11 protein-coding genes are annotated in these 15,569 nt (G+C 39.4%); 3 read left to right on the top strand and 8 right to left on the bottom strand.

The window, feature by feature from the left end:
• The first annotated feature begins 21 nt into the window (after positions 1-21).
• The 3 genes from PZB74_RS04840 to ispE all read left to right on the top strand — a co-directional run bounded on the left by PZB74_RS04840 (position 22) and on the right by ispE (position 5,239).
• The gene (locus tag PZB74_RS04840; RefSeq protein ID WP_302241213.1) at positions 22-3,387 is read left to right on the top strand and encodes a VCBS repeat-containing protein; all 3,366 of its coding nucleotides are present in this window, start codon (positions 22-24) and stop codon (positions 3,385-3,387) included.
• 123 nt (positions 3,388-3,510) lie between these two features.
• Entirely contained in the window at positions 3,511-4,323 is an 813-nt protein-coding gene (locus PZB74_RS04845; protein WP_302241214.1) for an enoyl-ACP reductase FabI, read from the top strand.
• Between the two features lie 97 nt (positions 4,324-4,420).
• Positions 4,421-5,239, top strand: a complete 819-nt coding sequence (ispE, locus tag PZB74_RS04850; RefSeq protein WP_302241216.1) for a 4-(cytidine 5'-diphospho)-2-C-methyl-D-erythritol kinase — start codon at positions 4,421-4,423, stop codon at positions 5,237-5,239.
• Positions 5,240-5,241: 2 nt separating this feature from the next.
• On the opposite strand, the gene PZB74_RS04855 is transcribed toward ispE, so the two are convergent.
• The 8 genes from PZB74_RS04855 to PZB74_RS04890 all read right to left on the bottom strand — a co-directional run bounded on the left by PZB74_RS04855 (position 5,242) and on the right by PZB74_RS04890 (position 15,258).
• A complete protein-coding gene (locus tag PZB74_RS04855; protein ID WP_302241218.1) occupies positions 5,242-5,910 on the bottom strand; it encodes a hypothetical protein in 669 nt (222 codons plus the stop codon).
• 219 nt (positions 5,911-6,129) lie between these two features.
• Positions 6,130-6,924 carry a thymidylate synthase gene (locus PZB74_RS04860; RefSeq protein ID WP_302241219.1) on the bottom strand — a complete coding sequence of 265 codons (795 nt, stop codon included), beginning with the start codon at positions 6,922-6,924 and terminating at the stop codon, positions 6,130-6,132.
• A 300-nt stretch (positions 6,925-7,224) separates the two neighbouring features.
• Positions 7,225-7,620 (bottom strand): response regulator, encoded by a 396-nt coding sequence (locus PZB74_RS04865; protein ID WP_302241220.1) that lies wholly within the window; start codon positions 7,618-7,620, stop codon positions 7,225-7,227.
• Positions 7,621-7,684: 64 nt separating this feature from the next.
• Positions 7,685-8,080 (bottom strand): DUF1987 domain-containing protein, encoded by a 396-nt coding sequence (locus PZB74_RS04870; protein ID WP_302241221.1) that lies wholly within the window; start codon positions 8,078-8,080, stop codon positions 7,685-7,687.
• Position 8,081: 1 nt separating this feature from the next.
• Complete coding sequence (locus PZB74_RS04875; RefSeq protein ID WP_302241222.1) at positions 8,082-8,621, bottom strand: SiaB family protein kinase; 540 nt, start codon at positions 8,619-8,621, stop codon at positions 8,082-8,084.
• A gap of 8 nt (positions 8,622-8,629) precedes the next feature.
• Entirely contained in the window at positions 8,630-11,158 is a 2,529-nt protein-coding gene (locus PZB74_RS04880) for a SpoIIE family protein phosphatase (RefSeq protein WP_302241223.1), read from the bottom strand.
• Positions 11,159-11,161: 3 nt separating this feature from the next.
• Positions 11,162-13,138: a TonB-dependent receptor gene (locus PZB74_RS04885; protein ID WP_302241224.1), complete on the bottom strand. Its 1,977-nt coding sequence runs from the start codon at positions 13,136-13,138 to the stop codon at positions 11,162-11,164.
• Positions 13,139-13,146: 8 nt separating this feature from the next.
• A complete protein-coding gene (locus PZB74_RS04890; RefSeq protein ID WP_302241225.1) occupies positions 13,147-15,258 on the bottom strand; it encodes a fibronectin type III domain-containing protein in 2,112 nt (703 codons plus the stop codon).
• Positions 15,259-15,569: the final 311 nt, after the last annotated feature.

The raw sequence follows: 15,569 nt of genomic DNA on the forward strand, positions 1-15,569 counted from the left end.
GCACTTTTTTTATATTGAGCTATGGCAAAAAATTTACTACACACCTCACTATTCGCTCTATTAGTAGCACTTTCTTGCATTTTGCCTTCCTGTAAGCAGAATACAAGCGATCAGCTTTTTAGCAGAATGCCCTCACACCAAACCGGCATAGAGTTTACGAATGTGCTGCGAGAAACCGAAGATTTTAATGTGATGAAATACGGCTACTTCTATAATGGTGGTGGCGTAGCTGTAGGCGATATTAACAACGACAACTTACCAGATATCTACCTCAGCGGTAACCTGGTAGCCAGTAAGCTTTATATCAACCTAGGCAACTGGCAATTTAAAGATGTTACCGAAGAAGCCGGTGTAGCCGCAGCAGGTCTGTGGAATACAGGTGTAAGTATGGCCGATGTAAACGGTGATGGCTGGCTAGACATATACGTTAGCCGTTCAGCAGCACAGGCTCCTGCTAAAAGAAAAAACTTACTGTTTATTAATCAGGGGGTAAATAGCGATAAGCAGCCTGCTTTTAAAGAGATGGCAGAAGCTTATGGACTCGCAGACCAGGGCTATACCACCCAAACCGCTTTTTTTGATTATGACCGAGATGGAGACCTGGATGCCTACGTACTTAATCATTCTGTGCAGGAGTACGCGGGTTTCAGCCATTTGTCAGCCCAACAAAAGTTGCGAACTAACAGTACGCTTGGCGATAAACTTTATCGCAACGATATGGAGGAAGGAGCTGAACACCCTCTTTTTACTGACGTAAGCAAGGAGGCCGGCATTATCCAGAATGTGCTGGGCTTTGGTCTGGGCATCAGTATTACGGATGTAAATACAGACGGCTGGTACGATATCTACATCTCCAACGACTATAATGAAGAAGACTACCTCTACATTAATCAGCAGGATGGCACTTTTGCCGAGTCACTTCGCCAGTACATGAACCATGTTTCCCTTTTCTCTATGGGTTCCGATGCTGCTGACATTAACAACGATGCTCTGCCCGACCTGATAAGTTTGGATATGTTGCCCGAAAGCAATGAGCGTATTAAAATGTCGTTGGGGCCGGAAAACTACGATAAGTATCAGCGGCTGATTAATAGCGGCTTTCACTATCAGACTATGCGAAACATGCTTCAACTTAACAATGGCAACAATACTTTTAGCGAAGTAGGACAAATGGCGGGTGTCTCCAGCAGTGACTGGAGCTGGGCGGCTCTCATCGCAGACTATGACCTGGATGGATGGAAAGACATTTTTGTTAGTAACGGCTATGCACGTAATTATCTGGATATGGATTTTATGAACTATGTTGTAAGTGAGCAGGTCAAGAACCAGCGGGCTAAAGCAGAAGTTGAAATAATGGGTTTGGTAAAAAATATGCCATCCATAGATGTACCCAACTACCTATACCAAAACCAGAAAGGAATCCGCTTTAAAAATATGGCCTCAGACTGGGGGCTGGCAGAAAACACACAGTCAAACGGAGCAGCCTATGCAGACTTTGACAATGATGGAGATTTAGACCTCATCGTCAATAATGTAAATGAAGAGGTGTACGTGTACCAGAACAATAGCGAAAGCTTAACTAAAAACCATTTTTTGAAAGTTCGTTTGTCGGGTTCAACACTAAATTCTTTAGGTATAGGCGCTAAAGTTTATTTATACTCAGCAGGAGAATCACAGTATCAGGAGATGATGACAAGCAGGGGGTTTCAGTCTTCTGTTCATCATGAGCTAGTTTTTGGCCTGGGCAATAAGCCTAATATAGACAGCCTTAAAGTAATCTGGCCTGACGGAAAAGAACAGACACTGCAAGCTTTACAAGCCAACCAGACGATTTGCCTGTCATATCAGGAGGCTAAAACACAGCCCAAGACAAAACCCGCGGACAGGCAAACAGCTTATTTTACTCCTGTTCCAAATAGATTAGGCATAGATTTTAAGCACCAGGAAAACACTTTTCTGGACTTTAAAAGAGATAAACAACTGCCTTACGGTATCTCTAACCTCGGTCCGGCAGTGGCTAAAGGCGATATAAACGGTGATGGGTACGAAGATCTGTTTTTAGGAGGGGCCAAAGGTCAGAGCGCCCAATTATATTTGCAATCCGCACAGGGATATTTTAGCAGAGATACGAATACTCCCTTTGAGGTACATGCCTTGTCTGAAGATACTGATGCCCTGTTTTTTGATGCTGACCTGGATAACGACCTGGACCTGTATGTGGTAAGTGGTGGCAGTGATTTTCAAACTGATGATCCTGCTCTGCAAGACAGGCTTTACCTGAACGATGGTAATGGAAAATTCCGCCTTGCTCAAAATCAGCTGCCTGAAATGTTAAGCAGTGGAGCTACTGTAAGCGTTGCAGACTTAGATAATGATGGTGATCCTGATTTGTTTGTGGGAGGGCGACTGGTACCGGGCAGATACCCAAGTACTCCCCAAAGCTATCTACTTCAGAATAACGGAGAAGGGCAGTTTATCGATATTACCCAGAGCTTTGCTCCTGAGCTATCGCAAGTAGGTATGGTTAGCGATGCGCAATTTGAAGATATTGATCAGGATGGATTTGTGGACCTTATATTTCTTGGAGAGTGGATGCCTATACAGATTTATCGCAACAATAATGGCAGCCAGCTTCAAGCACAAGAAATGCCTACTCTCTCGCAATCACATGGCTGGTGGAATACACTCTATGCCTCAGACTTTGACCAGGATGGAGATACCGACTTTATTGCCGGCAACTTTGGGAGTAATCATCTTTATCATGTTAACAATGGTGAGCCAGCCCGTATGATATATAAAGACTTTGATAACAATGGCTCTATTGACCCTATCTTTACACATTATCTTGAAGGAGAAGAGGTCTTTGCCTACAGTAAAGATGAGCTCTTAGGGCAGATTATCTCTCTAAAAAAACAGTTTTCTGACTATAAGTCTTTTTCAAAGACTTTGCCCAAAGACTTTTTCACCAAAGAGCAGTTGCAAGGCGCTGATACGCTTTATGCTTATTTACTTGAATCTGTTTATCTGGAAAATGAAAGCGGCACTTTACAAATAAAGGCCCTACCAGATGCTGCACAGCTTTCACCTACCTATGCCATCCATGCCTTAGATATCAATCAAGACAATCAAGCAGATCCGGTGCTGGCCGGAAATCAGTCTTTAAGCAGAGTAAGTACAGGTAGGTATGATGCTAACTTTGGCGTAGCTTTAGACAACCAAAAAGGCACTTTTTTGCCTATTAGCTATGCAAAGAGTGGTTTGTCTGTAAGAGGTGATGTAAGAGCGATCTTCAGCATGCACATCAAACAACAGGAACATCTGTTTTTTGTAAAAAACAATGATAGCCTGGAAGTTTACCAGATAGCAGCAAACAAGCCTCCACTGTAGCTGGAATAGCTTAAAAAGAGGCTTGTGTTTAGGCTTGTCTTCTGCAGAAGCAAATTCATAAATTGTTCTTACCTTTGCCGGTAAACACAAGCACTAAATTAATTTTCACTACAATTAACCAATATGGCTTCTAACTTATTAGCTGGAAAGAAAGGCATCATCTTCGGTGCCCTGGATGAAAACTCAATCGCATGGAAAGTTGCTCTGAAAGCTCGTGAAGAAGGCGCAACTTTTACACTTACCAATGCCCCTATCGCACTACGGATGGGTAAAATTAATGAGTTAGCTGAACAATGCGAGGCTAAAGTAATACCAGCGGATGCTACTTCGGTAGAAGATCTGGAAAAGTTATATCAGGAATCTATGGACACATTGGGAGGCAAATTAGACTTTGTGTTGCATGCTATTGGTATGAGCCCTAATGTACGTAAAGGTCGCGATTACGGTAACCTAAACTACGATTGGTTCCAGAAAACATTAGATATATCCGCCCTATCTTTTCACAAAGTATTGCAAACGGCTGAAAAACTGGATGTAATGAACGAATGGGGTTCAATTCTGGCCCTTTCATACATTGCCGCACAGCGTACCTTCCCTGACTATAGCGATATGGCACAGGCAAAAGCAATGTTAGAGTCCATTGCTCGCAGCTACGGATACCGCTTTGCCAAGTCTAAAAAAGTAAGAGTGAATACTATCTCTCAGTCGCCTACCAAAACTACAGCAGGTACAGGCATTTCTGGCTTCGACGTATTCTACGATTATGCTAATAAAATGTCTCCTCTGGGAAATGCCACTGGCGAAGACTGTGCAAACTACGTAGTAGCCATGTTCTCTGATCTTACCCGTATGGTTACTATGCAAAACTTAATGCACGATGGCGGTTTCTCTTCTTCTGGTATTACAGAAGAGCTTATTGCTGACCTGACTAAGTAATTATTGTTTTTATATAAAGTGGGTAGGGCAGACGAGCTACAATTTGCTTTGCTGCCATGCTCACTTTTACTTTTTTACCTCATTAATATTCACTGCTGTGGTTGTTTTTCCTAACGCTAAAATTAACATAGGGCTAAACATACTTCGTAAAAGGCCTGATGGTTACCACGATATTGCTTCCTGTTTTATGCCTGTGGGCTTTACTGATATTCTGGAGATTGTAGAGAGCAAAAAGTTTGGTTTTAGCAGTAGTGGTCTTTCTATACCCGGAGAAGAGAAAAATAACCTTTGCATTAAAGCCTACAAGCTTCTACAAAAGGACTTCAATCTGCCGCAGGTTAAAATTCATTTGCACAAGGTAATTCCAATTGGAGCCGGGCTGGGAGGAGGATCCTCAGATGCCTCCTTTACGCTCAAGTGTCTGGATCAAATGTTTGGCCTTTTTTTGGATGACTATCTGCTTGAAGAGTATGCCGCCAAATTAGGAAGTGACTGTCCTTTTTTTATTCAGAACAGAACGGTAATGGCATACGGAACAGGCAATGAGTTTGAAGAGATATCACTTTCGCTGAAAGATAAGTTTATCCTGCTTGTAACCCCTCCTATACATGTAGCCACAGCAGAAGCTTATGCAGGTATACAACCCAAACCTGATGCTCACCCCCTTAAAGATACGCTGGAAAACAAACCCCTTGAAGCATGGAAAGAACTTGTGAACAATGCTTTTGAGCTCAGCATTTTTTCTAAATATCCAGCTATAGCAGAGATCAAAGATAAGCTTTATGAGGCTGGAGCTAGCTATGCCAGCATGAGTGGTAGTGGCGCTACGGTTTATGGTATATTTGAAGCTCCAGTAGATACGCAAGAGTTATTTCCTCAGGACTATACCTTATGGCGTAGCCCTGAGCACTATTAAGCTTAATGAAAATTGTAGCTGATTTCTTTACCCTTACCAGTTTTGTTAGACGCCAGTTTGCTTTCGTTTTCGTAGAGCATATTGTATAAGTTTACTACACGAAGCTGTTCCTGTATCTTCTTCATCTTCAACCTATAGCGACTGATGTAGCCATTAACTTCATGCTCATAATCATCCATTAGTGGCAATACCTCCTCTTTAAAATTATCTATAGCCGTAAGACCTTTTTCCTCCTCATGTAAATAATAAGAGTGCTTACAAACGGTATTTAAATAAACATGGGGAGCACGCATATCTTCTGTAACTCTTGGGCGTCTAACGTATTTGCTTTTACGAAGCATAGCCAACTTGCCATGAGAGATTACTTCAAAGAAAGCTTTTCTTTTATAACCCGGATATACAGGAGAGTCTACAGACACATATTTCCTGTGGATTTGCTTTACCTGATCATACAACTCAAAATATGAAAGGCTTTGTGCGGTAAATGCCTGGGTCATACCGTTATTTTTAAGTCTTACGACTTCAAACCTCAGATCATAGCTTACCTTACCTTCTAAAAAGGTGCCATCATCCATCAAAATTTTGCCCTCACACCAAAGCCCATAATCGGGTAGAGCCATTAAATTGAGAGAAACAAAAAGTAGAGCAAGAAATATGTAAACTTTCTTCATGATCCTTCTGATATACTGTTAAACTTTGTGGTTAAGAATTTTTAAATTCTTAGTTCAACTGTATCAAACATGAAGCCCACTCAAGGGGAATGATTCACCAATAATTACTATTCATCAGAAGTGTAAGAAAAGGCTAGCTTAACAAACATAGGCAGCTAAAATATGCCTTAGCCCTAGATATAATAGAAATAGTACAATATTAAATTATTTTAGTATAATCTAAACCGATACTTCTGCTTTAATATGTGGATGCGGATTGTAATTCTCCAAGGTAAAATCTTCATATTTAAAGGAAAATATGTCTTTTACGGCTGGATTGATTTTCATTTGTGGCAATGGCCGAAGTTCCCTGGCTAACTGAAGCTTTGCCTGATCGAGATGATTGTTGTATAAATGCGCATCTCCGAAAGTATGCACAAAGTCGCCAGGAGCTAAATCACATACCTGAGCCATCATCATGGTTAAAAGCGCATAAGATGCAATATTAAATGGCACTCCTAAGAAAACATCAGCGCTTCGTTGATAAAGTTGGCATGACAATTTTCCTTCTGCTACATAAAACTGAAATAGCGTATGGCAAGGAGGCAGTGCCATCCCTTCAATATTGGCTACATTCCAGGCGGAAACGATAATTCTTCTGGAATCAGGCTTATTTTTAATCTGCTCTACGACCTGACTGATTTGATCAATATGCTCACCTTCTGGGGTGGGCCAGCTTCGCCACTGATAACCGTAAACCGGGCCTAACTCTCCATTTTCATCAGCCCATTCATCCCAAATTCTAACTTTGTTTTCTTTAAGGTAGCGAATGTTGGTATCTCCCTGTAGAAACCATAACAGCTCGTGAATGATAGACCTTAAATGCAGCTTCTTGGTAGTCACGAGCGGAAAACCTTCCTGTAAATTAAATCGCATCTGATACCCAAAAATACTTACTGTACCTGTACCCGTACGATCTCCTTTTTGAACTCCGTTTTCAAGGATGTGCTTCATCAACTCATGATACTGCTGCATAAGAAAGGTATTTTAATTTTTTGGCAACGCAATTTTAATCAGATGCTATTAGAATTACTATGACCAGCATACTTTTCTTCAAAACCAATACGTCTGCGTCAGACTATAGGATAAAAACTGAGGAAGTTACTGAGCTTGAAAGGATACACAGAAGATTCTCAATATATGTCTCTAAGGCAAAAAACTAATTTGATGGCATTAGAAATAGTCAGAAAAAAACCTACAACTAAATAATAGCCATACTGCGTATTAGTCTAAAAATATTATCTCCGTAAATGACGTAAAACCAGTTACATTATTCTAATCAGGTTGTTCACCAAAAAGCTCAATGAGGCTTTCTTCCAGTTCGTCAAACATATTATTGTCTTTAACAATATAATGCCGAACACCTTCTCTTACCATACGAAGTACCAAGCCTCCATCATCCTGTCCACTAAAAACTATGAACGGAATATCTCCATATTTTTGTGTTGCCCAGGTGTAGAACTGAAAACCATTTGCGCTTTTACCCTGCTCTGAAAAGTTGTAATCCGTAATGATTAAAGAGGGTTGCTCTTTTTCTAAACTGAGCATGCATTCTTCTACGGTATAATACTCCTTTACGCTATATCCTTTTCTTTTTAAAAAGGCAGCTATAGTAGCGGTGAAGATTTCATCATCATCCACTACAAATACAGTTTTTTTCTGATCCTGCATACAAATAGGTGTTGTGATACTACTGCAAAAAAATTACGGTTACTTCCTAAAGAAGTAACACACTTTAAATAGCGTATAGGTTGATCTGTAAATTAGTATCGATCATAAAATCTTCAGCTTCTTCTCTCAAATCCTCATCATGAGCGGGGTAGTACCAGTTAATACTAATTTCTCCTCCATCCTGTTCATACGTTTGAAGAAATTCTAACAACTGAAGTATCCCTTTAGAAGAGCTTGTATTGAAGTAGGATAATCTAAACTCAAATATGATTGGCTTTTTAGTTTCTGCAAACTGCTTAAGCCACCCTAATAAATTATCAAAGAAAACCCAGGTGTTTTCCAGATAGGACTCTCCTTCAATTTTGCAAATACCTGTTTCTGCGTCAAAATGCACATCAGGTACATAAAAAACACTTTTCTCTCCTTTAATAGAAAGCGATTTTAAAGTCTTGGCTTCCATACTACTTCTCAATGTTTATTTTAAATATTATCCAGGCAACATCATCAGTAATGTCTACAACTTCAACTTTTGGAGAGCTACCAGAAAGGATAGCAACCTGTATCAGGCCTATTCCTGCTCCATCTGTTTGTTGAACCAGTCTCATGCGTCTTCTTTGCCTTTTAAAACCTCTTAAGCCTTCTTTATCCAGCTCACTTATAGTTTTGCAAAGGGCAACAAGTTCGGCTACTTCCTTTTTGTTAAGTGCATTCCCGCAGTTGATTTCCAGATATTTCGATTTGTCTTCTACCTGAAACCAACCTACTCGCTCTGGCCTATTTCCATATTGAACCAGCTCCAAGGAATAGTTTTGCATATTCTGCGCTAGCTCTATAGCTATAGCTGCAATTCTCTTACTCAGACGCCCCAGTTTAGGCAGCCCAGCACGTAGTTGCTCTACTATTTTAACTATTACCTCTGGGGTAATAGGCCCTTTATAAGAGACCAGACTGTTTGGAGTCTGCTTGATGTAGAGTTTTTCAAATGGATGAATAACCTGCATATCTCTTATTAATTAAAACATACCCCAATTAAACTGATATCGTCTCTTTGCTCAGTATATTCAGTGTGTTCAGCATAAGTATTCATGAGCATTTTCTTTTGTTGTTCCATTGGCAGATGGTGCCACTCCTGTAAACATTCTGCAAATTTTGCTGATCCAAAACGCCTCCTGTCCTGGTTAGGCTGATCTATAAAGCCATCGGAGCTGATATATATTTTGTCGCCAGTTGATAGCTTTAATGTGTAGGTGTCAAAGTTTGCCTGCCTTTTTGAAGAGCCAAGAGAAAAGCGATTGCCTTTAAGTTTTTCAAGCTTGCCTTCTTTCACATACCAAAGTGTGTTTTTTGCTCCGGCATAAGATATATTATGCTCATTACCTACTTTTCGCACAATACAAATTCCAAGATCCATGCCGTGAAGACGAGAGGACTCATGGTAGCGAAAACGTTGGCGTAACTTTTCGTGTAGAAATGACAAAATCTCACTTGGTTCACTCATCTTATGTATCTGAAGTGCTTCTGTGAGTAAACTGTGACCAACTAAGGTGATAAGTCCACCCGGCACACCATGCCCTGTACAGTCCGCAACTATAATTACCTGATAGTTTCCATGATGGGATAGCCAGTAAAAATCTCCTGATATCACATCCTTAGGCATAAAGATGAGGTAGCTATCTGGGTAAAGCTGCTTTAGATATTCATGATCGGGCAATATAGACTCCTGAATTTGCTTGGCATACGCAATACTTTCCTGTACACGATTGTGCACAAACTCCAGCTGTTCCTTCTGCTCTGCCATCATTTTACGAGCCTGCTCCAGATAGTGCATCTGGGTTTTAAGCTTTTGCTCATTTTGATGTAGCAAAGCATTTTTCTTTAAGATTTCATCTTTCTGTTGCTGTAGTACTTTATTGTCACGGTTTTTTTGAAAAAAGCTGAATGCAATCACTACGATAATTAGCATGCAAAGCGCAAGCATAGCGTAGCCATACTTTCTTAATTTAGCTTCCTGAGTCAGGCGTTCTTCCTTGAGTTTTCGGTCCGTTTCTAAGAGCGCAATCGTCTGCCTTTGCTTTTCCTGCTCCAGTTTTTGGCGATTAAGCCTTAACGCCTGAAGCTCTTTCTCTTTGGACAACTCTTCCAGCCTTCTTTTCTGCTGCTCTGCATGTAGCTTTTCTCTAGTTAAGGCAAGTGCCTGCTTTGCATTATTACTTTCCAGAATTTGTTTGGAAAGAGCCAACTTCTGTAACTCTTTCTCTTTTTTCAGTATAGAAAGCTCCTGTTCCTGTAGCTTAAGCCTTGTTTCTTTACGTTCCTGGCTTAGCGCATTTTGCTCTTTTTCGCTCCAGTAGGCTTTAATTTGTTCTTCATTAGCTAATGCTAGCTGATATTGATCTGCTCTCTCTTTAAGATTTTTTTCAGTGTCTGCAGCTAGCAAAGCAATTATCTCATCATATTTACTTTTATACTCCTTTGCTTTACTATCCTTTTTCTCTTTAAGATAAATCAGTTGAAGCAGGTGATAACTATCTAACAAGGTCTTCCACGCTCTCTTCTCCAGCGCTAGCTGGCTTGCCGTTAATGCCTGTACGAGGGCATCATTTTGCCTGCCACTTAAAAAGAAATGAGATGCTTTATAATTTAGTATTTCAGCAACCTTTACTTCATCATTTTCATGTCGAGCTTCTTCTAAAGCTTGCTCATAGTAATGTAGGGCTAATTTATCGTTCTCAAGCTTGCTATATGCCAGACCAAGATTGATTAACAATACAGTAGGCTTATCAGAAATATTTACACCTAGATCAGTAGCTTTTTTAAATTGCTCAACTGCTTTTCTTTTATCTCCAGTTCGTAAAAAAAGGAACCCCAAGTTGTTCAAAGCAGCGATTTGGTGCCCATACTTTAGTTGTGCAGCATATGAAGCTTCTAATTGTCTGGCGTAACTAAAAGCTTGCTCATAATCTTCTTTCTCCTGAGCTATTTTTAATAAAACTTCGTCTACCTCCTGCAACAGATCCGTAGAATTATGTTGTTTGAAAGCATGCCGGGCTTTTTCACCGTAGAATTTAGCCTGATCCAGATTGCCTAGTATTAAATACTTAGCGCACATCTGCAACCTAAGCTGTGCCAGAATATGCGTATTGGAAGGGTTAGTAAGCAGTAGTTTTTCAAGCTGTCTTTCATAAAAAAGTGCTTGCTCATATATTTTATCAGCCTCGTATATCCCTGCAAGTACCTTATAAACAGAAGCTTTTACAGGGGTATGATTGCTAGCTTCCACTTTTAGCAAAGCAGCAATAGCATAAGATAATGCCAATTGCTTTTCGCCACTACCAAAAGCTTTGCGCGCTTCGTTTAAATATTTTTCTCCCGCCAAGATAGAGTCATCGGCACTGAATTTATCTAAATTGAGTTGAAAAGTAGACGTGTCAGATGATAACTGTGCCTGACTTTCTTTAGTGGTAACAAGTATAAATATGCTTATTAATACACATACTACTAAAGATGATTTGGCGATATGGAATTGTCTTTTTATCACTGATTAAAGCAGTATGTTTATTCCTAACATAAATAACCTATGGTTCTGATCTGTAAATGGTAGGGCATACTGCTTTTCGTTGAGTATATTTTTTACGTTGATATAGATAGAGTACTGGTTCCTGAATTGGTACGAGCATTTGCTATTTACAAGAACCTGTTCATTAATTTGATAGAGGTTTGTATTTACCTGCTCGTAATGCTCACTTAGATAATTTGCTGTTGCATTGAGGTTTACCCGGTCAAAAAAAGTAGAATAGTTAACCTTAATTACAGCAGACCAATGGGGATAATACAAGACTGTTTCCTCTGCCTGACTATCAAAAAGGTATGATACATAGCCATCCATAGACCAACGATCTATATCTAACGTTCCTGCTATAGTAGCTCCTGTCGCCGGTAAAGCTAAATATTCAAGCGGAGGCTTTTCTAATTTCTGCTTTTGTCTGAAAAAAGTAGCTTTTAGTTTAGCTTTGGATCCTACCAGCTGCTCTAGACTTAACTCTTGGGTTTGTAGCTCTTGTGCCTGATGCCCAGTCGTATCCTGTAAAAGATATTGAAAGCTCTGATAAGTCTTGGAAATGTTTGCTCGTATTGTAGTAGCAGGTGTAATGTTCCAAAGTACAGCTCCATGATAACCAAAAGGAAAGTCTACACCCTGCAACTGCTGGTAAACCTTTTGTCCAGCACTCAATTTAACTTGCCTATTCAAAAAGTGAGTAGACTGTTGAAAGTAAACAGAAGCCTGATTTCTAGTCCAATCTCCCTGAGCAATACCTTCTTCTAAAAGAGGTAATACTACAAATGCATTACTTTTAGGTATATACCTATCCGTTGTCCACTCACCTCCAGCTAAAAAATCAAATTTGCTTACAGCAACGTGACGCTCTACTCTCGCTCCTGCTTTTTGCGCATTGTAGTCCCATCCTGTGTAGCCTATAGCGTAATCTTTTTCACCTGACTGATAATACAGATTTGACCTCCATAGCTTATAATTAAGATGAAGGTTTACCCAGTTATTCTGAGATTTTCTGGTTGAAAGGGGGACTTCTCTGGCAGGTAAAAAAATACTCTGGGCTCTACTATTCTGGCTACCCATATCAACTTCTATACTCGCAAAATCTGCCCAGCTATAAGAGGTACTCAACAAAAAGGCCGTTGACGCCAAGGCTGAGCCTGTGTAAGTATTTGTTTGGGTGGCCTCTGGCAGATAAAACAATAAAGAGTCACTTTCCAGATAGCGTTTTTCCGAATGAATATAGTAAGTATCCTGAAATCTTGGACGAGTTTGGAAGTTGCCTCCGATTCTGAAGGAGAGCTTATCGCTGAAGCCTACGTTAAGGCTTGCATGATATTGATATGTATGAAAAGAACCTGCCTGCAGATTGCCTTTGATTTGTGTACCTGGTACCTGAGCATTGTTTTTTGTTACTATGTTGATCACAGCTAATACCCCTGCATAACCAAACCAGCTAGCATTTGGCGAGTGAATCACCTCTATACGTTCTATATCATCAACGCCTACTGGTGCAGACTCCCACCAGATTTGCCCTGACATGGCATCATTAAATGGAACAGCATCTAGCAGTAAAAGTAAATTTTCACGGGCATTTTCGTTACCTAGATTGTTAAAATTACTGTTACTACCTCTATATTCCACCTCATATACACCATTGGTTTTAAGCTTTACAATAAACTCAGGTAGTAACTGTAATGCTTCTGCAAGGCTATTGACACCACTTTTTTGAAGAGTTTCTTTAGTTAGTACACTTATATTCTGAGTGATGTTTTTCAGACTATCCAGCTTACGATTAGCTACATAAAACTGTGGTTCTTTTTTTTGAAGCACCTTATCTAAAGGCAAGTCTTTACTAATCTGTAACTGATACATGTTGACGCTATCGCTTAAGCTTTGAGCGAAAACGGTGGTATAGCAGCCTATAGCAAGCATAATAAAAATGACTACAGCTATAAATCTCAAGTTCAAAATCAAAATCCGCATGATTGGAAATGAAATGTTTGAGTTGGAGACTCATCACCGGGATACACTTTTACAGGGACACCCAAATCGTTTGTATCATAGACATAGGCATGTTTATTCCAAGCATAACCATCACTCTCTTGGTATAAACCTAAAGTATACAATGGTGCCTTCCCTATTAGTGTATTACCGACTAAATCATAAAGCAAAGCATTTACCTGAGGAGTAAATTTTATGGTAGGATTAATATACTCAGTGTACTTCCATTTTTTAATAAGCTCACCTTCCGCATTTCTTGCTTCTACTTCATGACTGCTGATGTAAGTATAATTTTCTTCAGATAATGGGCTCGTAGCATTCGTTTCTTCAAACTTTTCTATTTTAGACACCCTCCCCTCATCATCATATGCAAGTGCTATATATTCAAGCGTATTTTTACTTTCGTCTTCGCGCTCTAGGCTTATCCAGCTATCTTCAGTATACCCAAACGTCCAAACTTCAGATAAAGACAAAGTACCTGAACCGGTATGTTTCTTGGCCTCTACCAGCTTTTCTCCCTGATACAGCAGTTCCCAACTGTATGCTAACACACCATTTCTGCTACCTTCTATACCTACCAGCAGACGATTTTCATAAATATAATGTTCTTCTAACCCATCTTCCCATGCCCTATAAGATAGCATACAAGCATTTGGAATAGCTGCACCAACATATGTAAGTAGCTTTTCCTGAGAAACTACCTCTCCATTTTTACTTTTAATAATGATATAATACTTCTCAAAAGGATCTAAACCAGTAAGTGTCCACTGATTGTCAATGATTTCTTTTTCTCTATAACCTTCTAAAAAGTTAGAAAAAGTACTGTCCTGAGCGATACTTAAGAGATAGCTTTCTGCCCCTTCCACTAAACCCCAAGACAAAGTAAATGAGGTTAACTTACGGTCAACAATGTCTACACTAGATGGAGCGCTTAAATTTTCAGTTCTGATGGTAAGTGTATCAGAATATTGAGATAACGAATTATAAGCCTGAGTGCGTATTCTGAAATAATAGTCTGTATTTGCCTGAAGGTTGGTAAAAAGGTATATAAGCTCCAGAGTATTTACGTAGGCATAACTATTAACTTTGTTTTTGAACTCTCTATCGGTGGCTAACTCAAGTATATAGCCCTCGGCTTCTGTTACTTCATTCCAACTAACTTTAAACGTACGGCTACCAATTTCACTTGCCTGAAGTGCAAGAGGTGCAGCTAAGCTTTTAGTCTTTATTTTTAGAGTAGAAGAGTATACAGAAAACAATGAAGCCTCCTTAGCCCTTACCCTTACATAATATATTGTATTAGCATCAAGATCGCTCAAACTGATACTAGGTAAAGAAGTATTTTCTACCTGATAAAAAGTAGAGGCATTATTTGTAAAAAGTGGATCTAAACTAAGTTCAACTTCATAACTTTCTGCAGAAATTACTTTTTCCCAGTTAAGTAGTATTGTAGTATAAGAAGAGTCAGCTACATTTAGCCCCTCAGGTTTTTTTAGTTGAGTAGTAGCTGCATATCTAATATTTGACGGTAACGAAAAATGTTCTCCCTGAAAGGCACTTACTCTGTAAAAGTAAGCCTCTTTGGCATCCAGGTTATCAACTAAATAAGTTGTATCCTTTGCACCCTGAATAAGATAAACTTTATCTACTTCAACGAAATCAATATGCGAAGATATTTCAAGCTTATATCCTTCTGCTTCTTCTACGGACGACCATGCTAAGTTAAGCTCATTTGTATTTGTACTCAGAGGATCAAATGCTACCGGGCTTGGTAATTGAATAGTGGAAACTTGCTGTGTTTCAGAGTATTTTATGTTAGTACCAGAAGTTGTTTTTACTCCTACCCTGTAATAGTAGAGCGTATTTGGCTTTAAATTGTCTACCTTATATGTTAGCTCTTTTACAGATACCGGATATATATCTTCTACTTTCTCTGTAAAAGCTGTATCCAACGCAACGTCTAGTAAGTAGTATTCCGCTGATGGAAAAGCTTTCCATTCGGCAATAAAGCTATTAGGCTTTACTCCTGAAGCTTCTTTAACATCAGCGAAAGGCTCTATAAAGTCTTTCTTATCCTCCACACATCTGCTAAAGCATAAAGTGAAGATGATACCCCAGACCAAGCAAGAATAATTTGCTTTCACAGCAGTACACTTTTATGATTATTGTACAAATTATACACAAAAAAATGTAACAAATAAGCTGTATAACTATTCAAGCTGGCATGATAATAAGGTCAGTTATAAGTTTTTCTACAAAAGTGTACAACCATAGTCAATATCATACAGTCAACAATCTGCTCATTATATGCGCTTAATCAGACCGAAAAAGGAGATACTAAGGAGTATTATAACTAAAGCAGTAAATACCTTAATACAATACACCAAATATT

Origin of the sequence: Porifericola rhodea, assembly GCF_030506305.1 — a bacterium.
GTDB classification, from domain to species: domain Bacteria; phylum Bacteroidota; class Bacteroidia; order Cytophagales; family Cyclobacteriaceae; genus Catalinimonas; species Catalinimonas rhodea.